The organism is Sphingobacterium sp. N143, assembly GCF_030325625.1.
Taxonomy (GTDB): Bacteria; Bacteroidota; Bacteroidia; order Sphingobacteriales; family Sphingobacteriaceae; genus Sphingobacterium.
Genome location: NZ_JACAIS010000001.1, coordinates 784,683 through 804,423, shown reverse-complemented (window position 1 = coordinate 804,423; position 19,741 = coordinate 784,683). Strand labels below are relative to the sequence as shown.

Annotated in this window: 19 protein-coding genes; 11 read left to right on the top strand and 8 right to left on the bottom strand. The window is 40.5% G+C overall.

The window, feature by feature from the left end:
* Positions 1 to 169: 169 nt before the first annotated feature.
* Together HX021_RS03490 and HX021_RS03485 are read left to right on the top strand one after the other, a co-directional pair.
* Complete coding sequence (locus HX021_RS03490; protein ID WP_286588387.1) at positions 170 to 532, top strand: response regulator transcription factor; 363 nt, start codon at positions 170 to 172, stop codon at positions 530 to 532.
* 144 nt (positions 533 to 676) lie between these two features.
* The gene (locus HX021_RS03485) at positions 677 to 2,866 is read left to right on the top strand and encodes an ATP-binding protein (protein ID WP_286588386.1); all 2,190 of its coding nucleotides are present in this window, start codon (positions 677 to 679) and stop codon (positions 2,864 to 2,866) included.
* Between the two features lie 185 nt (positions 2,867 to 3,051).
* Here the strand turns inward: HX021_RS03485 and HX021_RS03480 are convergent, their stop codons facing one another.
* Positions 3,052 to 3,996, bottom strand: coding sequence for an SPFH domain-containing protein (locus tag HX021_RS03480; protein ID WP_286588385.1), 945 nt, complete (start codon positions 3,994 to 3,996; stop codon positions 3,052 to 3,054).
* A 233-nt stretch (positions 3,997 to 4,229) separates the two neighbouring features.
* Between HX021_RS03480 and HX021_RS03475 the strand changes: the two genes are divergently transcribed.
* Positions 4,230 to 4,421: a hypothetical protein gene (locus tag HX021_RS03475; RefSeq protein ID WP_286588383.1), complete on the top strand. Its 192-nt coding sequence runs from the start codon at positions 4,230 to 4,232 to the stop codon at positions 4,419 to 4,421.
* Here HX021_RS03475 and HX021_RS21660 read toward each other — a convergent pair.
* Complete coding sequence (locus HX021_RS21660; protein WP_353621009.1) at positions 4,366 to 4,599, bottom strand: PepSY-like domain-containing protein; 234 nt, start codon at positions 4,597 to 4,599, stop codon at positions 4,366 to 4,368. The genes HX021_RS03475 and HX021_RS21660 overlap by 56 nt on opposite strands.
* A gap of 637 nt (positions 4,600 to 5,236) precedes the next feature.
* Between HX021_RS21660 and HX021_RS03470 the strand changes: the two genes are divergently transcribed.
* A complete protein-coding gene (locus HX021_RS03470; protein WP_353621008.1) occupies positions 5,237 to 5,971 on the top strand; it encodes a DNA-formamidopyrimidine glycosylase family protein in 735 nt (244 codons plus the stop codon).
* Between the two features lie 189 nt (positions 5,972 to 6,160).
* Here the strand turns inward: HX021_RS03470 and HX021_RS03465 are convergent, their stop codons facing one another.
* Complete coding sequence (locus HX021_RS03465; RefSeq protein ID WP_286588380.1) at positions 6,161 to 8,407, bottom strand: TonB-dependent siderophore receptor; 2,247 nt, start codon at positions 8,405 to 8,407, stop codon at positions 6,161 to 6,163.
* Between the two features lie 94 nt (positions 8,408 to 8,501).
* On the opposite strand from HX021_RS03465, the gene HX021_RS03460 reads away from it, so the two are divergent.
* Complete coding sequence (locus HX021_RS03460; RefSeq protein ID WP_286588378.1) at positions 8,502 to 9,479, top strand: helix-turn-helix domain-containing protein; 978 nt, start codon at positions 8,502 to 8,504, stop codon at positions 9,477 to 9,479.
* 515 nt (positions 9,480 to 9,994) lie between these two features.
* On the top strand, positions 9,995 to 10,567 hold the full coding sequence (locus HX021_RS03455; protein ID WP_286588377.1) for a dihydrofolate reductase family protein: 573 nt from the start codon (positions 9,995 to 9,997) through the stop codon (positions 10,565 to 10,567).
* Here the strand turns inward: HX021_RS03455 and HX021_RS03450 are convergent.
* Together HX021_RS03450 and HX021_RS03445 are read right to left on the bottom strand one after the other, a co-directional pair.
* On the bottom strand, positions 10,557 to 10,952 hold the full coding sequence (locus tag HX021_RS03450; protein ID WP_286588376.1) for a VOC family protein: 396 nt from the start codon (positions 10,950 to 10,952) through the stop codon (positions 10,557 to 10,559). The genes HX021_RS03455 and HX021_RS03450 overlap by 11 nt on opposite strands.
* 164 nt (positions 10,953 to 11,116) lie before the next feature.
* On the bottom strand, positions 11,117 to 11,395 hold the full coding sequence (locus tag HX021_RS03445; RefSeq protein ID WP_286588375.1) for a hypothetical protein: 279 nt from the start codon (positions 11,393 to 11,395) through the stop codon (positions 11,117 to 11,119).
* Positions 11,396 to 11,663: 268 nt separating this feature from the next.
* Between HX021_RS03445 and HX021_RS03440 the strand changes: the two genes are divergently transcribed.
* The 3 genes from HX021_RS03440 to HX021_RS03430 are packed head-to-tail and all read left to right on the top strand — an operon-like array spanning position 11,664 to position 14,710.
* Positions 11,664 to 13,241, top strand: coding sequence for a Na+/H+ antiporter (locus tag HX021_RS03440; RefSeq protein ID WP_286588373.1), 1,578 nt, complete (start codon positions 11,664 to 11,666; stop codon positions 13,239 to 13,241).
* A gap of 9 nt (positions 13,242 to 13,250) precedes the next feature.
* Positions 13,251 to 14,084 (top strand): helix-turn-helix domain-containing protein, encoded by an 834-nt coding sequence (locus HX021_RS03435; protein ID WP_286588372.1) that lies wholly within the window; start codon positions 13,251 to 13,253, stop codon positions 14,082 to 14,084.
* A 59-nt stretch (positions 14,085 to 14,143) separates the two neighbouring features.
* Positions 14,144 to 14,710 (top strand): DUF417 family protein, encoded by a 567-nt coding sequence (locus tag HX021_RS03430; protein ID WP_286588371.1) that lies wholly within the window; start codon positions 14,144 to 14,146, stop codon positions 14,708 to 14,710.
* Positions 14,711 to 14,858: 148 nt separating this feature from the next.
* Here HX021_RS03430 and HX021_RS03425 read toward each other — a convergent pair whose 3' ends face one another.
* The 3 genes from HX021_RS03425 to HX021_RS03415 form a co-directional block, all read right to left on the bottom strand.
* Entirely contained in the window at positions 14,859 to 15,293 is a 435-nt protein-coding gene (locus HX021_RS03425) for a MarR family winged helix-turn-helix transcriptional regulator (protein WP_286588370.1), read from the bottom strand.
* Positions 15,294 to 15,317: 24 nt separating this feature from the next.
* The gene (locus HX021_RS03420; RefSeq protein ID WP_286588369.1) at positions 15,318 to 15,950 is read right to left on the bottom strand and encodes a nitroreductase family protein; all 633 of its coding nucleotides are present in this window, start codon (positions 15,948 to 15,950) and stop codon (positions 15,318 to 15,320) included.
* A 217-nt stretch (positions 15,951 to 16,167) separates the two neighbouring features.
* Positions 16,168 to 17,490, bottom strand: coding sequence for an endonuclease/exonuclease/phosphatase family protein (locus HX021_RS03415; protein ID WP_286588368.1), 1,323 nt, complete (start codon positions 17,488 to 17,490; stop codon positions 16,168 to 16,170).
* 269 nt (positions 17,491 to 17,759) lie between these two features.
* On the opposite strand from HX021_RS03415, the gene HX021_RS03410 reads away from it, so the two are divergent.
* Positions 17,760 to 18,419, top strand: a complete 660-nt coding sequence (locus HX021_RS03410; protein ID WP_286588367.1) for a FadR/GntR family transcriptional regulator — start codon at positions 17,760 to 17,762, stop codon at positions 18,417 to 18,419.
* A gap of 84 nt (positions 18,420 to 18,503) precedes the next feature.
* Positions 18,504 to 19,718, top strand: coding sequence for an MFS transporter (locus HX021_RS03405; protein WP_286588366.1), 1,215 nt, complete (start codon positions 18,504 to 18,506; stop codon positions 19,716 to 19,718).
* Positions 19,719 to 19,741: the final 23 nt, after the last annotated feature.

Here is a 19,741-nt window from a genome sequence, read left to right as displayed (position 1 = left end):
ATATTGTTGAAACGTCCTATTTATTATTTGTTCATTATTACTAAATGAATATTTGTTCGCCAATTGTTGATTTTTACGCTCTTCGATGTGTTTCTACGTAAAATATCTATTTATTAAACCTTACCTTCTTTACTCCCGTCCTATTGGATATAAATAAAAAGATTAAAATATGAGCAGACAAAAGATTTTTATTTGTGATGATGGACCAATCGGCGAAATGTTATGTTTTGCGCTTTCCCAATCAACGGACAACGAGGTTTTTTCGGAGACCAAAAGTGCCAAAGCTTTTGATTTTATAGAAAAAGAACGACCAACAATCCTGATAGTCGATTTAAATATGCCTGAGGTCTCTGGTGCCAGTTTGATTACTAAAATACGGAAAAGTGAAAATTTATCATCCCTCGGAATAATCTGTATCTCAGCCGAATTCAATGGAAAGGAAATAGCAATGGCAGCGGGTGCAGACATTTTTGTTGCCAAACCATTCAATTTGGATGAAATCCTGGATGCGATATATAGGTTAAGTGCCTAAAATACTTACAATATAGCTAAATACTTCATGATAATTTAGTATTTTAGCATAAATTACCGTCTAGCTTACGGGAGCCAGCCAAAATGTAATCACATTCGTTTTTCTGTCCTCTTCCCTTATCCTTGATATTAAGATCAAAATACTATGCGAGAATTAGAATGCCATGAAGAAAAGATACATCTGTGTGGAAAGATCCAAAATATTGGTTATCTATTCGTTTTTGATAAGACAGGCTGCATAGCTACCAGTGAAAATATCGAACATATTTTAGGGATAAAAGCAGATCAAGCATTTAGACTTTCTATTAAACGCATTTTGGAATTATTAAGCACCAAATTTCAATCTCCAGACCTGCTCAGCATTGTGCCCTCAGACCTTTCGGATGAATCGCAGCGCGAAGTACACTTTATTCAAACTGGCGATAAGAAGTATTCTTTAAGCCTATATGTGCAAGGCCAACACATCTTTATTGAAATTGAACAATGTGAAATGACGAGGTTGGGGGAAGATGGACGCTATCTAAATACCGAGTACCTAAAGATCTTCGGCAACTGTCCATGGCAGTCTCTCACGGAAGTGATCAAAAAAACGATTGAATTTGATCGGGTAATGGTTTATCGATTTAATGAGGATAACAGTGGACAGGTTATTGCGGAATGCATATCCGAAGACATGGCTCCCCTTCTGGGTTTTCATTACCCTGAGTTTGACATTCCAGCGCAAGCCCGACGTCTCTATACGGAGTTCCCATCCAGGCACGTTGCAGACATTCATGCTCCCGCCATAAAGATCAGAGGTATTGGCAGGGAGGATCTTGATCTGAGCAAATGCGGTATAAGGGCCCTCTCACCTATCCATCTACAATATCTTAAGAACGCAGGTGTGAATGCGAGCGCTAGCTTTTCGGTCATCGTGGAAGGCAAGCTCTGGGGACTTGTAGCCTGCCAGCACAGAGTAGCTCGCAATATAGATCTTGTACAGCGGAATCTATGTATATTCCTGACTCAATATACCGTTAACCATTTTCTAACGCAGCAGCATAAAGAAGAACTGAAAATCCAATCTGCAGTCAGCGATATAGAAAAAGAATTAAAGTCGGAACTACTGGTCAACAATGACTTATATGGCGCTTTCGAAAAATTTGTCCCTTCGCTATTGGCGTATACGGCTGCGGATGGAATCACTGTGGTCCATGACAGGGGTAGACAAACCTGGGGCAATACTCCGAATGATGCATGCTTCAACGAAATCGAAACCAAACTCAGGGACACCGCTGATAACGACTTTTTTTGTACGACCAATTTTAAGTACGAAAACGCCATGCTCAGCTCAAACGATGACCGATACCCTGGTATAATGCGCTTGTGTATCTTGCCGAGTAACAATTGGTATATCTATTTGTTCAGGAAAGAGTATATACATGAAAAAATCTGGGCCGGTAAACCGGAAAAGTTCGTCGAAATAGATGGGAAGAATGGTAACAAATATCCCTCACCCCGTACTTCCTTTCAAGCCTGGCGGGAAATAATGCGTGGAAGTTCCATACGATGGAAAGACGCTGAAATTGACTTTGTCAAAAAAATTGTTCAAGCTGCACAACAGGCTCTAGCAAAACGAAGTGGCGAGATTGCCTTATTAAACAAGGAACTGGTCAAGTCGAATGCTGCACTGGATACATTCGGGCATACGTTAACACATGACCTCAAAAATCCGCTTTCGGTAATTCAGCTGGCAGCGCAAATGCTGGTCTTACATCAGGACGCTTCTAAGCTAAAGCTGGAGAAACTGGGTAAAAACATTATTGATGCGACAACGTTGATCCGCGAAATGCTCGACAAAATATATCAGTTATCCCAATCCAACTATGTCGCTTTAAAACAAGAATTAATAGATCCCAGAGCAAAAATTCTTACCATTATTGAGAGCTGTAAAACGCAATATAGCGTCGAAAATCTGACCTATGAACTTGGCCCCACTCTGCCTATATTAGGAGAAAGAACGCTTCTTTACCAATTGTTTCTAAATCTTATCGGAAATGCCATTAAGTATAGTAGTAATAAACCGAACCCAAAAATTGAAATATTCTGTAAAAAGTATAATGGTTTGGTCCAATATTACATCAAGGACAATGGCATCGGAATGAATAGTGAAGAAATCCACAATATCTTCGAAATATTCAAACGACTGCCCAATTCCCAGGGATTTGAAGGTACAGGCATTGGGCTTTCCATAGTAAAAAGAATCGCAGACCGACTGGGTGCTAAAATCTCTGTTGAAAGTGATCTCAACAAGGGAACCACTTTCTGTGTAGCGTTTAAATCGACGTATGGGTAAAAACAATACTAAATTAAAGATAGCTTACCTACAGGTAGCAGAACATTCCATCCAATTGCTATAAAGAAGAAACAGCGGATCTGCAGGTCCGCTGTTTCTTCTTTATTATAATAAACGTATAACCATATTTCTTGGTATATATAAATCATACGTTATTTTCAGATCTAATCCGAACAATAGGTCATTTAAGATCCTTCCTGTGGGCCTTCGTTTTTGGGAAATTCACGCAACTGAGTTTTATTCTCTTCAGTAATTTTTTGTGTTGCTGCCATGGATACAACCAGGTCATTCAGCATGGAGCTTGCAGCCGTTGGTGAATTGGGAAGCAGGACCAGATTGCTTCTGCTATTGGCTCCAACAGCATTCAATGTGTCATAATGTTGCGTAACCACAATTAGAGCAGAGGCTTCCTGAGCGTTAATATTGGCGGCGTTCAGCATTTTGACAGACTCTTCCAGTCCCCTGGCAATCTCTCTCCGTTGGTCTGCAATCCCTTGCCCCTGCAGCTTTTTGGATTCTGCTTCGGCTTTTGCTACGGCAACAATTCGTATTCTCTGGGCTTCAGATTCGTATTCTGCGGCGGTTTTTTCACGCTCTGCAGCGTTGATTCTATTCATGGCATGTTTTACCTGTTCATCAGGATCAATATCGGTCACTAAAGCTTTGATAATATTGTAACCATAGCTTTGCATCGCGTCCTGCAATTCACTTTTCACGGCATTGGCTATATCGTCTTTTCTGACGAAAACATCATCCAATTTTGTTTTGGGCACTTCCGCACGTACCACATCAAAAACATAAGATGTAATCTGATTTTCAGGATTTTCCAGACGGTAATAAGCGTCTTTTACATTATCTCTGATCACCTGATATTGAACGGAAACTTTCATCTTTACAAAAACATTATCCAAGGTTTTGGTATCAATGATGACATCCAATTGCTTTATTCTAAGATTCAGACGTTTGGAGATCTGATCCAAAAACGGAATTTTTAAATGCAAACCGGCATGGCTTACTTTTAAAAATTTACCCAACCTTTCTACCACAGCCGCAGATTCTTGTTTTACAGTATAGAAAGAAGCAAATAATGTAATTAGTCCAAAAAAGACGACAATTCCTAAAAATATCATATTCTTAAATTTAATATTGATTATACACAAATTTACGGCTTTACCTTTACATTATCATTCCTATACATCAATTCTTTTTATTTTTCGTTAAAAAATCGTCTGTGCAAATATTTTCATTCGGGATTCGTATTCTATGACAACCAATATTTTCTGGTAATTGCTACTTTTGGGCTATCCTTGACATTCGATTACTAACTTACAATAGCTATACTCCTGTCAAAAATCAAGGTGTTGTGGCTTTTCCTATCAACAAGGTGTACGTTACTTGGGATAATGTTGGGGATGTGGTCAAGCGTTCGACCTTGAAAGAGCTGACAAATGACGATGGTTATATTACCTTAAAAATACCAACTAACACAGCTTTTGATTCTATCGTTCATCAAGCGGTATATGGTAATTATATACCGTTACAAACTGACCTTTGAAGTCAAAAATAAGGCGCTCACCGTCCATAATATCTATTCTATATGTGCTATGATCTTTTTCAATAAATTTGACGAGACTCGCAGGGTAATTTTGGATGATGTAAGATAAAATATTCCTTCTGATATCTTGTGATGACAACTTTCCTTCTATTCCGCTTATTAAATTCCAATTAACCATATAACTTAAGTTTTAATTATTAAATATGTTGATAATCTAAAGCTAATTATCAATTTAGGAAAAAATTGGGAAAGAATCAAGTTGAATACGCTCTATTGACTTGAATCTGAGCATGTCTGCTTGGTTCCAATAGTATCTGACAGTATCTATGTTTGTTGCGCATGATCATAAATGGCCAAAGAACCCTCTACCTGACAGGCATCGAAATATTTCTTGAAATCGGATCTAATAACCATCGAATCACTTGATTGAAGTATATTTTGAGCGACAATGACCTTCGGGCAGAAGATCAACAACAATATTAGTAGTCTTTTAAGAAAAATCATTGTACCTACGTTGTGATGCTAAGATATCAAAATATTTATACTATTGTCACAAGCCCCGAAAATGATAGGCAATTGTATTGACAACAGAAAAATTAATAATACAACATATTTTAGTCAGATAATAGATATTAGAGATCTGTACTGCAGGTAAGCCTGCATAATCTATCAAAACCTTTATCCTCAAAGCACTGTTCTTAAAACAAATATTCCTACCTGTTTGATTCATTCTTTAAGAAAGGGACATTTAGGATTGCTGACGGGCGTACCCGCTCAATCATATATAGTTTTAATAATCAGCTAATGATCAACATATGCCAGAAGGACCTTCTATATTGCTGCTAAAAGAAAACCTAATGAATTTTGTATGTCATCAGGTGACTAGTGCTTCAGGGAATGCAAAATTTGATAAAGATTGGCTACCTGAAGAAGTATTAGTTGACATCAAAACTTTTGGTAAACAATTGTACTTGCTGTTTGAAAAAGTAGCCATACGCATTCATTTACTCATGTTTGGTTCTTACAGTGTGAATGAGCAGACAAAACCTGAAAAAAGCCTGCGGCTAAGGATTGATTTTGATGCTGGCAGCCTCTTTTTCTATACTTGCTCCGCTAAGCTGGTTGATAAAAGCTTTCTGGAGAAAATCGACTGGGAAGCGGATGTGATGAGTGAGGCTTGGAATCCCAAAAAGGCGAAGAAGAAATTGAGGTCCTTACCCCTAGCAATGGTCTGTGATGTATTGTTGGACCAGAACATTTTTTCGGGAGTTGGAAATATCATCAAAAATGAGGTGCTATTCAGAATTGCTGTCCATCCGGAAAGTTTAATCGGAAATCTTCCAACAAAAAAGGTGGATGAACTGATCGCCGAAGCCCGTCAATATAGTTTCGACTTCTTAAACTGGAAGAGGGATTATGTGTTGAAGAAACATTGGCTGGTGCATACGAAATCTACCTGCCCGAAATGTGGGGAAAAACTGATCCGTAAGCATTTGGGAAAAACCAATAGACGATGTTTCTATTGTCTTCAGGATCAAAAACTGTATTGATTGGTATCTTTCGCCAATGGCTCCAAGACAAGCCGCAGCTTAAAGTTAAAGCACTGCTTCCGTCGAGCATCAGACAGGAAGTTTGTCCTGTGCTGCATACTTTAGCATTCAAAAATCAAAAAGCCCAACTGTGGTAGAGTTGGGCAAAAAATAGGTCACGTGCAATTTTTCACACTGCGGCAGCGCGGATTAGAATTTGTAGGCCAAGTTCAACCGAAAGCCTTGTGGATTGACTACACGCCAGCCATAGTGTGTATAGCCCCAAGCTCCGGGATAAAATCCGACGTAATTATACCGGTTGGTCACATTATTGACCAATAATGATATATGGTAATTATTCTTTTGATAAGATGCCCCCAAATCTATGGAAAACAGGTCATCAGGGAGGTATTTATGATCTTGGACAACGGGCCAGGTGGCTCGCTTGGCCTGATATTCATAACCTGCTGAAAATCCCAGGCCTTCTAAATTGCCCTCGGCAATGGTATATTTGATCCAGGCATTGCTGATATGACGTGCCGTACCATACAGCATGCCACCTATTTTTGCAGGATCTTTATCTTTCGTCACCTTGGCATCGGTATAGGCATAATTGAATAATACATTCCAGTTTTTACCAATAACGCCGTTGACATCCAATTCAATTCCTTTGGACGTTGCTTCACCTGATTGCTCATATTTCCCTGGGTTATCCACACCTGCAGCGGTAAGCATATTTGTTTTTGTTAAATGATAAGCCGTTAGGTTGGTCATTAGTTTATTCTGAAACCAGGTTTTCTTTAGGCCGACCTCTTTGTTGCGTCCGTAAGATGGATCCGCACTACCACCGTCCAACAACAATCCGGTCTGCTCCTGGAATGTCTCGTCATATAGGGCATAAACAGTAAAGGTGGGCATCAGCAGACCAGTCACACTAAAGCGTGGTGTAAATGCTTCATTCTTTACTTCATTGCCATTATTGGCAATGGATACTTTCTTGGTGGCGCTATACCTTACGCCGGCAGCTAACCTGATTTTGTCCTGCAAAAAGCGGACTTCATCCTGAATATGCACGGAGCTGTACGCATAATCAGCTATATAATTTGCACCCCGTTCCCTCAATGACTTGGAACGATCGTATTCAGGAAGCATATTCTTGGTCAAATTGCCATAAACGGGATTATAGATATTAAAGATCACCTCCCCCGTGGCGTTGACTGGCAGCTTCTTGCTTGGGTCGACAATGCTGCCAGCAACAGACCAATCGGCCACATAGAACTTCTTACCCATGTCTAATCCCGCCAGAATATTGTGGTTAACTGTTCCTGTTTTGAACTTTCCACGTGTAAATACCTGTCCGACAGTCGAACTATTCAACGCATCATTAATACTGACATTACGGGTGACATCTCCCTTTTTAACACCACCTGGTCCATCTGCCAGAGCGATCGTATTGTAATTGGCATACATGGAGGCTCCTTCCATCTCGGAACGAACATAACCAAACTGTGCTGTCAACAGCCAGTCTTCGTTAAAATTATGATTGATCGTTCCATAGATATTATGCTCCCAGGACTTGGTGGGATCCATGATCGGATCGTTAAATGAAAAGCTCTTTTTGACTTCCTTAAAACCGTCTATGCCATATGCATATTTTGAAAACCCACCTTCAAAATTATTCTGTGAGAGAATATATTCGAATATCACATTGGTATTTTCACTGGCATTGTACTTAAATGATGGGTTCAGGACAAACTGTTCGTGATTGACATTTTGCTGAAAATTTCCCTTCTTGGTTCCCATCACATTAAAGCGTCCCAAAAACTTTCCATCATTGCTCAGTCGCTGGTCAATGTCAACCGCAGCACGCAATAGATTGTAGCTTCCTAAGGTCATTTGTGCAGTCCTTCGATTATTTCCGCTTGGCTTTTTGGTCACAATATTATAAAAGCCACCAGGCTGTGTATTGCCCATCATAAATCCTGCAGGGCCTTTCACAAATTCGACACGCTCCACGAAGGCTATGTCCTCACGCAACGGTCCAAAACTACCGCTTACATCCATTCCATTGCGTAAATTGGAGGCCTGAAAGCCGCGCACAGCAATCCCTACACTCCCCTCCTCCTGGTGCGTGATCGTGCGCACTCCACTCACATTCCTTGACAGTCCCTCGGCCGTCGTCAAGATCATCTGATCATGCAGCAGGCGCTGGTCGATAACTTGTATATTTTGGGGTGTAACCAAAAGGTTTTCACCCAGGCGTAAGGTCGATGATGGTATGGTCGTTCTATTGGCAACTACATTGGCGGTCGATAGCACATAAGACTTGGTGCTGTCTACTTGCGTAGAATCAACTACCGATGGTATGCTGTTCTTCCCTTTTTCTGGCTGACCGTGCTGTGCTTTTACCAACGTTGGTAAAAGTAGGATGCTCCAGAGAATACTTTTCTTAGACATGCTTTATTTAGAATTAATATAATTAAATTTACACCACAAAATTAGAGCACATTTAGACAATAGGGTTTCGAATTCGGGAGAAAAACATTAGAATATGGGAGCAATTAAAACAAATCAGGAGCTGTTAGATGAGGTACTTTGCTTTTACGATCAGGACGAAAAGGAGCAAACGATAAATCATATGACAACTGATCTGGGCAGCTTTACCACCACTTATATCTATGATAGTCCCGAGTTTATCATCAGAGATTATGCCTATACCTATGCTCGGGATATTACGATGAAATATAGAACGTCAGCGAAAAATTATATTCAAATTGCCTTTTTCCTGAATCAGCATGTGCTCAAAGATAGTATCAACAACAAACAAAATACTTACCTGCCGCATCATAACTATATCTATTTTACACCCTCAGAATCGGATGTGATGATATTCTTCAAGAAAAATATTACCTACCGTAATTTTGATATCTACGTGGAGTCGGACTATTTTCATCAGTTTGTCGCTGAAACACCCCTTGTTAATTCATTTACTGCGGAGGTCGACAAAAATAACTTTGTCCGTCTGGTGGAAGCGGGCATTCCCATTAGCCCACAAATGCTTCACGTCCTCCGGGAAATGACGTCCTGCCGCAAACAGGGTATCCTACGGCAATACTTTATGAAAGGCCGGGTCATGCTCCTCCTGCAGTTGTTATTTGAATGGATCGAACTGGAAAAAAATCAATGTGATATTGGGCACCATCAAGCTGAGGCTGACACTGGTATATTCCATGAAGTTCAGGATTTTATCATTAAAAATACCCGTGAATTTTATACCATTGAGCAATTGGCCATCAAATTCGGGGTGAATGAATACAAATTGAAAAAGGGGTTTAAAGAAATCTCTGGTATGGGCCTGTTCCAGTTCGCCACAAAAGTTCATATCCAGAAAGCTATTTCCCTGTTAAAAACAACGGATCTATCAATTAAGGAGATTGCCTTCCAGACTGGTTATTCAGCGCCATCCTCTTTTTCTGTCGCATTCAAAAAGGAATGTGGCATAGCGCCAAGCCAGTTTCGAAAGAAATGAATTATCCCGGCTTCGAACGAATAGCTTACCTTCATTGTTAAATGATAGCTATCCTCAGAAAGCTATAAAGTTAGCCACCTTTAAGAATCACTTCAATCGATCCCAATCCCCGCCAGAAAAGAAAGCAATATAGATCATAAAAAGATAAAAAAATATACAGATCACGTTTACGAGGAGTAATAAAATCCCAATTTTACTTCTCCGTATTTTGTAAGCTGCTGAAATCGCCAATATATCTAATAAAATAAGGAACACTACAGTCGCTTTCTCCAGCTCATAAATGATAAAAATGCTACGGTAAGCTAATGATAGTATGGCAAATACAATATGGAAACAGGTATAAAAGATGCTGAACTTAATTGACATAGTTTTTTATGGACGGATTGACAAGCTCCAAAATTAATATATCCAACAGAATTCTGAAAAAAATTTGCCCAGTATCTGCTATCTGCTGCTGGATCAGCTCCTCAGATTAGAAAAATTACTATCTTTAAATAACTATAAACCAGCATAAAATGAGAAAGGTAATCGCAGCGATCAACATGACGATTGATGGGTTTTGTGATCATACGGCAATAGTGCCTGATAAAGAAATTCATGAGCATTATACTGAGCTATTGCGTGAGGCGGGTGTAGTGCTGTATGGTAGAATAACGTACCAGCTTATGCAATATTGGCAATCCTTTATGGAAAATCCGCGTGGTGAAAAATCGATGGATGACTTTGCCGCGGCCATTGATGTTATTCCTAAAATTGTTTTTTCCCATCAGCTACAAAGTACCGGTTGGGCGAGTGCCAGTCTCTCCCATCAATCTATCAGCGAAACTGTCAGCGCACTAAAGAAGGAACAGGGTAAGAGCATTCTGGTTGGTAGTAGAAGCCTCATCATTCAGCTCATGCAGCTTGACATGATTGATGAGCTTCAACTTTGCATACATCCTGTAATTGCTGCTGCCGGTCTCCCACTATTTGAAGATATACAGCGAAGGATAACTCTTAAGCGATTCAAAGTCAAATATTTTACCAGTGGTGCTTTGATCCTTTACTTTAAACCAGAAAGTCTAATACACACCAAAGCTACATCCTAAAAACATTGAACTTATGCCCATCAGGATCTGCAAAAACAAAACCATAATAATCTTTTCCAAAATATTCTGGTTTTGAAACAAGTGTTCCGCCGGCAGGTTCGATCTCCTCAGCCCATTGATCTACCTGCGCGTTACTCTCAGCGGAAAGCGTGAAGATAATCTCATTATTTTGCTGTGCATCACCGAACTTTACTTGCTTCACATTGGACTCCAAGATATTTTTCAGGAAGAAATGAATCACAAAATTATTCCCCCCAAAGAAGAAGCTGGCCAATTCCTTTGACGTGTGAGGACCATTGGATTTAAAACCTAAGGTTTCATAGAATTTCTGTGTACGTTCCAGATTGGCAACCGCCAAATTGGCCCAGATCATTTTAGGTTCCATATTAATTTATTTTGATAGGATAAAGTTACTATATTCCACCAGGTGAAGGTTTGCCCTATGGCAAGTTTTCCTGTCCCTCAGAAACTAGTGATTTGGTTAGCTGCCTGAAGCGCACTACTCCTGTTTGCTAAGACAGCTTAATCTACTGGTTCAGCATAGCGGACTTATTTACTTTGTTCAAATTTTTTATACTCTACATCTAGTTCGGTGAATGCTGAATCTGAAATTGTCAGGTTTTGACCATCAGCCAGTCCTGCAATTTGGTTAAAAATAGTCACTGTCTTCGTGATAATTTCTTCAGGAAATTCATTCAACTGTCCTTCTTCAATAAGGGAGCGGAAAAACTTCAATTGCTTCGTATAATAGGCTTCATCCTGCTCCAAGATAGCATCATACGTTTTTCTCAACATATCTACATGAAAATATAATTCATTCTTTTCCATACTCGTTTGTATTTTGGTTTTATATCTGCGCATTTATTTTTGAATCAGTTCATTAATACCGATCAGACCGCTCAAATAAAGGGATTCTATCCTGGAAACCATCTTCATTCATCTATAGTGCTTATACCATTAAACAATTTTTAGGGAATATGGTTCCCTCCAGATAGAAATTGATTTTTTTTCCTTTCGTAGGCTGTCTGCTTTTAGCAGTTTCAGTGTTATATATTTTTAAAAAATTGCTATATATTTATGTACCTAAAAATTGTATATGTTAGCGCATTTTGAATTTTATCTTTTTTTGGTTCTGCTTATCACCATGCTCATTATGCTAGCCAAAAAAATTCAGGTTGCATACCCTGTTTTACTCGTACTGGCTGGACTTGTAATAAGTTTTATCCCAGGGGTACCCCCTATAAAAATTGAACCGGAATTAATATTCATCATTTTTCTACCGCCGCTGCTCTATGAAGCCGCTTGGTCAACCTCGTGGAAAGAACTCTGGCGATGGCGAAGGATTATTTTCAGCTTTGCCTTCGTAGTTGTCTTCTTCACAGCGCTTTCCGTAGCAATTTTTGCCAATTATTTTATCCCGGGTTTTTCTTTGGCCCTCGGTTTCTTATTGGGCGGCATTGTCTCTCCTCCTGATGCAGTGAGTGCCGCAGCGATTTTAAAATTTATAAAAGTACCGAAGAGACTGGCTTCCATCCTTGAAGGTGAAAGTTTATTGAATGACGCTTCTTCATTGATTATTTTTCGCTTTGCGATGATTGCTGCTGCAACGGGCCAATTTGTATGGTATGAAGCGGCAGGAAGTTTTGTATGGATGTGTATTGGTGGTGTGGGCATCGGGCTTGTCCTTGCCTATATATTCCTGAAAATGCACAAGATGCTGCCAACGGATTCAAATATAGATATATTGCTTACCTTCATCGCACCTTTCTCAATGTATCTGGTGGCTGAACAGCTTCATGCCTCTGGGGTTTTGGCAGTCGTATGTGGTGGCTTGTTTCTATCTTATCGCAGCCATGATTTTTTGAGCAGTGCATCCAGAATACGTACGGTAACGGTCTGGGAAAGCTTTTGCTTTTTACTCAACGGCATTGTGTTCATGCTGATCGGTTTAGATCTGCCTGAAATTGTTTCCGGTTTGGGTGACACGGACATCTACACGGCAATCGGTTATGGTATAGCGGTGACAGCAGTGCTGATTCTTGTCCGCATCTTTGCAGGCTATGCTGCAGTGATCACCACGCTGATCATGCGAAACTTTATAACGGTTGCAGATGCACAATCTCCTGGATGGAAAACCCCATTGATCATTGGTTGGACCGGCATGAGAGGTGTCGTCTCCCTGGCTGCAACGCTTTCAATCCCCCTGACTTTGGCTGACGGAACTCCTTTCCCGCAAAGAAACCTTGTTCTTTTTATCACATTTGTTGTGATCCTCTTAACACTGCTTGTTCAGGGTCTTACCCTTCCTTTTTTACTCAGAAAATTCAGGCTGGCAGACCGGGATTTTGTGCGTACTGAAAAGGAAATCGATTACGAAATTCAGAACAACCTAGCTCAGGTCGCAGTGGATAAAATTCGTCGTGATTATGCAGACAAAATAGACAGTTTTCCAACCTTGAAAGATCAACTGCAAAAGTATGAAAATCAATTGACCAGTTCTGAAATCATTATTAACTACGCTGAGTATCGAAATATATACATCGATATTCTCGAAACGCAGCGGAAATGGCTGATCAATAAAAATCGGGAGGAGCTGCTGCTGGACGAAGAAATCATTCGGAAACATCTTCGCATACTCGATCTGCAAGAGGAAAGAATGAATATGAGAAGTTAAAATTTAGACATGGAAAATACCTTTCTATCTGTGGAGAAGCTAGATCTTAAAAAATTCAACAATAGCTTCAGTGATCCGTTTTATCACATTCTCCTGATTCAGGGGCGCGGAAAGATCATGGTGGATTTTGTTGAATATGATTTCAACGGGAAGACGGTATTCTTTTCATCTCCATTTCAGCATGTACAGATCCTAGGCGATGTGTTGCAGGCTATTGAAATTCTCCGTTTTCACGGTGACTTTTATTGCATTGAATTCCATAAAAATGAAGTCGCCTGTAACGGGTTACTGTTCAATAACATTTATCTTTTTCCCCACTTTGAACTGCGTGCCGAGATTTTTGATGAAGTTTCGGACTATTTTTCAAAGATCGGAAGGCTGAATGAACAAGAAGATTTTTCGCTTGCTATTCTGCAGTCTTACCTACAACTTATCCTGGCGATTTGCAGTAAAGAAAAAAATAGGCTTATGCCAGACCAGGAACTCATCCTGGATAATTTTGATGAGCTAAAATTATTTCAGCATCTGGTGGAAAAGCATTTTCTGTCCAACAAGGATCTTTCTTTTTATGCAGGTCTGCTTCATATAACACCCAATGCCCTAAGCAAAAAGATCAAATCCCGGTTCAACAAAACTCCCTCACAGATCATACAGGAAAGGGTCATACTGGAAGCTAAAAAACAGATTCACCTCACCCGGAAATCCATCAAGGTAATCGCGGCAGAATTAAACTTCACTGATGAATTCCACTTCAGCAAATATTTTAAAAAATATACCGGCGTTTCACCAACTCAGTTCCGTAAAGAGGTGGGGATTTCTGTTGTGGCAGATTTGTACAAATGATTTCCATTATCTTCCATTCTTGAGCCGTTGTCTTCCATGTAACTTTGTTAAAAAAAGTTATGATTGATCTATTAATACACGCACAAAAAAAGTTAATTCATTTTACACGAATAGGTATTTTCATTGTTATGGCCTGGATCGGAGGATTGAAAGCGTTCCATTATGAAGCTGAAGGGATTATTCCCTTTGTGGCCAACTCCCCTTTTATGAGTTTTTTCCTGAATAAGGACGTTACGGATACGGACAATTATAAACTCCATAAAAACAAAGAGGGAGAAGTCATTGCCAACAATGTACAATGGCACGCAGCTAATGGGACATATATTTTCTCGTACCTCTTGGGAGCAGTAATTGTCACTATCGGAATATTGGTGCTCATGGGCATCTTTTATCCTAAACTCGGCCTGTGGGGCGGGATCTTAACCGCAGGCATGTCCTTTGTCACCCTTTCTTTTCTTATCACAACACCCGAAGTCTGGGTACCCAATCTTGGGGGAGCGGAACATGGATTTCCACTGCTCTCAGCTGCGGGAAGACTTGTCTTAAAAGACATTATTATGATGGGTGCAGGTCTGGTAGTCGCTTCAGATGCTGCTGGCAGGATACGGGGTATTTCGCCAGCCTAATACAACTATTGTCTGGAAAAAATATACAAATGATCATCTGAAGGGGATATTCAGTCCCTACATGGTGAAACTATTCATTAAACGAGAAAAGCCAATCTTTTAATTGGCTTTTCTCGTTTAATGAATATAGAAAGTTGGGCTTCCTTGCCTATTTCTCTATTTTGCTCAATATTTTCTTGGCACTTTCTTGAAGTTCGGTCCATTCAGTAGGAGTCGCATCAATTTTACGGTAAATTTTTTCAGGAATCTTGGCGGCCTTTTGCTGTAAGGCTTTTCCCGACTCAGTCATAAATACCTCAACCACTCTTTCATCTTCCTTTTTCCGCTTTCTAAGAATAAATCCTTTGGATTCCAACCTTTTCAATAAGGGCGTAAGCGTCCCACTGTCAAGATATAGTTTCTCACCGATACAATTCACGGCAAGACCTTCATTTTCCCAAAGTATCATCATGACCAGATACTGTGAATAAGTAATATCCAGCTCATCCAAAAAAGGACGGTAAAGCCCCGTAATCTCTTTTGCCAACACATATAGTGGAAAACAAATTTGGTCTTCTATTTTCAAAGATTTTGAATTTCCCATAAGAATGAAATGCCTAATGGCCAGCTATTTTTTAAGAATGAATTCCTCCATTGGAACACGTACTTTCTTCATTGAAGCGAGCCAGTCCTTTTCTTGGTCTCTGTAGCCCAGATATAGCAAACTTACACTTTTTAAACCTAATTCTTTCAATCCCAACACTTCATCGACAACCTCATTGCTGAAGCCTTCCGCTGGTGTGCTATCGATTTTGAGCTCGGCCGCCTGAGCCAGTGCCAGGCCCAACGCGATGTAAGTCTGTCTTGCCGTATGCGCAAAATGTTCATCTACTGTCTGCGCAGCATACATCGCCTTGATCTTGTCAGTATAACTTCCAAAACGACCCCGCGGCAATTCCCGGACATCGGTATGATGATCATATACTTTATCAATTTTTTCATCAGAATAGCTATCCCAGGCCGCAAAAACCAATACATGAGAAGAATCTCTCATGACCTCAGGATTCAGCGCCCCAGCGACCATTTTTTCTTTCAACTCCTGGCTTTCCACCACAATCAGCCTAAATGGCTGTAAACCGGACGATGTTGGAGCTAACCTAGCTGCTTCCAAAATGGTGTTTAGATCTTGTTCTGAAACTTTTTTCGTAGGATCATATGCTTTAACAGCGTGTCTCCATTCTAAATTTTGTATTAATGACATGTTGCTCTGTTTTAATTTTTCCATTATTCTTTGCTTGACTGAATAAACAGCATACAAATATAAAGACAATTAAATTGTGTACAATTTAATTGTTAAAATCTAACATTTAGCTGACTTTTTCGTTCATCAGTAGGGTTACATGTACAGCGATTGTGGCTTTTCCATTGAAATTTAACTTAGGTTGGCTGGTCATAGCCATCCTAAGTTAAACTTTAAGCTATTGATAAGTGAATTTTTCCCAGCCCCTGACCTCTACAGATGCACAGGTCATATCTGAAGTACCGTTTCCCGAGGACACGTATCTTCCATTCGACCCACGGAGAGAAAATGTCCCATCGGCATTGGGTATCCAATCAAATGACTCCCAGCTACCGGCGCTTGTCCTGTTACAGATCATAGGCTTTTTTCCAAATTCGGAAGAAGCATACTTATCCATGGCTTTCAGGTAGACTTTGCCTGTTCCAGCGTTGATTACTTCAAAACGCTCCCAGCTCCCTGCAGTACTGCGGTCGCACATCATATTGGCAGTGCCATTATTGCTGGATACAAACTTGCCGTTATTTCCTTTGATCGTGATGGTCTTACCATATGGAATGGTAACCGAGGCGGGTTGATCGGGCTGGCTTGCAGGATTTAAACGCACGCGAACGGGATAATGATCGGAAGGCAGTTTGTTATCGTAGAGATCTGTAATAATATTGATCTGATCGACCTGAAAATGTGTCGAGACAAAAATATGATCAATCCGGCTGCTTGAAACTTTATTCACATCCCATCCATTGGAGGTGTGTCCCTTGGGATTATATGGATATTTATTTAAGGTATAGGCATCCTTTAGTATTCCGGATGTCTGCAAGGTATTATACTGCGTCGTTGTCTGGCTAAAATTAAAGTCGGCGGATAACACCACGGGGTTTGTACCAGCTATTTCATTCATTTTTGACAACAGCAGACTGACGCTTTCTGTCTTCGATAAGGTGGTCAGGTCAAGGTGTGTATTGAAATAAAAGAATGAAGTATTGGACGCTATGTCCCTGATCTTTGCCCAGGTACACACACGGGGGTATGAGGCATCCCAACCTTTACTCCCAGCGACATTTGGCGTTTCGGAAAGCCAAAAATTGCCGCTCGACAAAATGCTAAACTTGTTTTTATTATAAAAAATAGCCGTATGTTCACCGGTTCCATTTGCCTCTCTTCCAACCCCTACCGTATTAAAATCGGGCAGCAGGTTTTCCAGATCAGTCATTTGATTGTCCTTGGCTTCCTGAACGCCAAAAATGTCAAATTTATGGGTTTTGATCAGGTCTACTATCATGGTTTTCCGTTCTGTCCATGTATGGTCGGGTGCATCGACGGATACATCCGTCCGGACATTATAGGTTGCCATAACAAGAGTTGGAAGGCTGCTCGCTTCCGCTGTCACGCTGGCCCGCGTAGCAGTTGTGGATAATACTTCTTGTTCGATTAAAGTATCCTTACAGGACAAAAAGGTAGCCAGGCTGAACAGCATCAGCATGCCAAGCTTACATGATTTCATATCTATTATTTAATTGGTGATAAACAAAGCTATATTCTTTCCATTTGCCTTAAAATCAATCCATCAACAGGTTTTTACAAATACATTCAGCACAAACAGGATCATCCCATCTTCCCGACACGATCTCTTTCCATGATCTGGATGCTGCCTTTAATTTACGATAAAGAAAGTGAAAAGTATAGGCAAAAGAAATTTGCAACGATTTTTCATCATCATTTATTTATATGAAAAATTCTGTTACCTTTGCAAACATCAGATGATATGATTATATGAAAACTGAAGCTATCGTACGGAGATCATTGGCAGAGGAAGTCGCCGCGGCAATTGAGGAAAAAATCAAACTGGGTGATTTTCCTATGGGAGCCAAACTCCCCACAGAGCCTGAATTGATGAAACAATTTGCCGTGGGCAGATCAACCATTCGTGAAGCGGTGAAGTATCTGAGTCAGTCGGGTTACCTCAATGTGCAACAGGGTTTGGGCACTTTTGTCAAAAGTACCACTGGCCACCATGCATTAGATGCAAAAATAGAACAGGGTAAATTTGACGATATTTTCGAAGTCCGGCATGTACTGGAATTGCGTATCATCGAAAAAGCAGCCATAAACCGGACAGCCAAAGGACTAAAGGATATGGGCCAAGCACTTAAAAACAGGGCTAAATATGCCGAAAATGGTAATTTGGCGGCTTGTATTGAAGCAGATATTGCTTTTCATAGTGCCATTGCACAGTCCAGTGGCAATAGTATATTAACAGCACTCTATACAACCTTATCGGTGCATGTCAATAAATTCTTTCAGGCAATTTATAAAGACACCACACCCTTTCAGATCTCACAGCCTCAGCATGTGGAACTGATGCTGGCCATTAAAGATAAAGATGTCCAAAAGTCCGTTGACATCGCCAATAGAATTATTCAGCATATATAAATTTTAAACATCGCTTAACGATCCGTATCAAGTATATATCAGTATTACGCAAACAAACATCAGATGACCTGATGTATAACATTCATGAAAACACAGTCTTTAACCCCCAGTGGCTCTTGGAACAGTTCCCAGACCGCTTATCCCATCTTATTTGCCATTAGTATTTCGCACTTGCTCAATGATCTTATTCAGTCGGTCATACCAGCAGTATATCCCATGCTGAAATCAAATTATGCACTTAATTTTACCCAGATCGGTATCATCACGCTGGTCTTTCAGCTGACAGCATCTATTCTACAGCCATTTGTTGGCTTATATACAGATAAGAAGCCCACTCCGCGTTCCTTGGCCATCGGCATGCTCTTTTCCCTGATAGGTTTAATCTGCATTTCCTTTGCTTCGAACTTTATGTATATCTTATTATCGGTGAGTCTTATTGGAATGGGGTCATCAATTTTTCACCCTGAAGCCTCCCGCGTAGCACATCTCGCATCGGGTGGCAAAAAGGGTCTGGCCCAATCGATCTTTCAGGTGGGGGGAAATGCCGGCGGAGCCATAGGCCCACTTCTGGTAGCACTGATCGTTATTCCCTTTGGACAGCAATATATCGGAATTTTCGGGATATTGGCCATTGTCGCTGTACTGATTCTAACGTATGTAGGAAATTGGTACCAGATGCACCTCAGCCCCAAAACACAGGGCGGAGCTCCTGCCCTCGGCTCAAAATCAAATTTGTCGAAATCAAAGATTATATTTGCACTGGCAATTTTATTGGTGCTGATCTTTTCTAAATATTTCTACATGGCTTCCATGACCAGCTATTTTACTTTTTATTTGATCGACAAATTTCAGGTTTCTGTACAGGAATCCCAGATTTATCTCTTTATATTTCTGGCTTCTGTAGCGGCCGGAACAATTTTGGGTGGTCCTCTTGGGGACCGCTATGGGCGTAAGCTCATCATCTGGGTGTCCATCCTGGGGGCTGCACCATTCACGTTACTTCTGCCACATGTAGGTCTTGGGGCTACCATTGTTCTTGCCGTTTTGATCGGCCTTATTATTTCCTCTGCATTTTCGGCGATATTGGTCTACGCAACTGAGCTTATTCCTGGAAAGGTGGGCATGATTGCCGGTCTCTTTTTCGGTCTTGCCTTTGGTATGGGGGGAATCGGTTCGGCTGTACTGGGCTGGCTTGCAGACCGTACTTCTATCGAGCATGTATTTAACATCTGCGCTTACCTTCCATTGATTGGGATAGTTACTGGACTACTACCCAATATCAATCAAAAGAGGAAATAATCCAAAAAAGAAGACCTCCTTAT

Coding starts and splice junctions, on each gene's coding strand:
- HX021_RS03490 (WP_286588387.1), top strand. CDS start 170: ATGAGCAGACAAAAGATTTTTATTTGTGATGATGGACCAATCGGCGAA.
- HX021_RS03485 (WP_286588386.1), top strand. CDS start 677: ATGCGAGAATTAGAATGCCATGAAGAAAAGATACATCTGTGTGGAAAG.
- HX021_RS03480 (WP_286588385.1), bottom strand. CDS start 3,996: ATGATATTTTTAGGAATTGTCGTCTTTTTTGGACTAATTACATTATTT.
- HX021_RS21660 (WP_353621009.1), bottom strand. CDS start 4,599: ATGGTTAATTGGAATTTAATAAGCGGAATAGAAGGAAAGTTGTCATCA.
- HX021_RS03470 (WP_353621008.1), top strand. CDS start 5,237: ATGCCAGAAGGACCTTCTATATTGCTGCTAAAAGAAAACCTAATGAAT.
- HX021_RS03465 (WP_286588380.1), bottom strand. CDS start 8,407: ATGTCTAAGAAAAGTATTCTCTGGAGCATCCTACTTTTACCAACGTTG.
- HX021_RS03460 (WP_286588378.1), top strand. CDS start 8,502: ATGGGAGCAATTAAAACAAATCAGGAGCTGTTAGATGAGGTACTTTGC.
- HX021_RS03455 (WP_286588377.1), top strand. CDS start 9,995: ATGAGAAAGGTAATCGCAGCGATCAACATGACGATTGATGGGTTTTGT.
- HX021_RS03450 (WP_286588376.1), bottom strand. CDS start 10,952: ATGGAACCTAAAATGATCTGGGCCAATTTGGCGGTTGCCAATCTGGAA.
- HX021_RS03445 (WP_286588375.1), bottom strand. CDS start 11,395: ATGGAAAAGAATGAATTATATTTTCATGTAGATATGTTGAGAAAAACG.
- HX021_RS03440 (WP_286588373.1), top strand. CDS start 11,664: ATGTTAGCGCATTTTGAATTTTATCTTTTTTTGGTTCTGCTTATCACC.
- HX021_RS03435 (WP_286588372.1), top strand. CDS start 13,251: ATGGAAAATACCTTTCTATCTGTGGAGAAGCTAGATCTTAAAAAATTC.
- HX021_RS03430 (WP_286588371.1), top strand. CDS start 14,144: ATGATTGATCTATTAATACACGCACAAAAAAAGTTAATTCATTTTACA.
- HX021_RS03425 (WP_286588370.1), bottom strand. CDS start 15,293: ATGGGAAATTCAAAATCTTTGAAAATAGAAGACCAAATTTGTTTTCCA.
- HX021_RS03420 (WP_286588369.1), bottom strand. CDS start 15,950: ATGTCATTAATACAAAATTTAGAATGGAGACACGCTGTTAAAGCATAT.
- HX021_RS03415 (WP_286588368.1), bottom strand. CDS start 17,490: ATGAAATCATGTAAGCTTGGCATGCTGATGCTGTTCAGCCTGGCTACC.
- HX021_RS03410 (WP_286588367.1), top strand. CDS start 17,760: ATGAAAACTGAAGCTATCGTACGGAGATCATTGGCAGAGGAAGTCGCC.
- HX021_RS03405 (WP_286588366.1), top strand. CDS start 18,504: ATGAAAACACAGTCTTTAACCCCCAGTGGCTCTTGGAACAGTTCCCAG.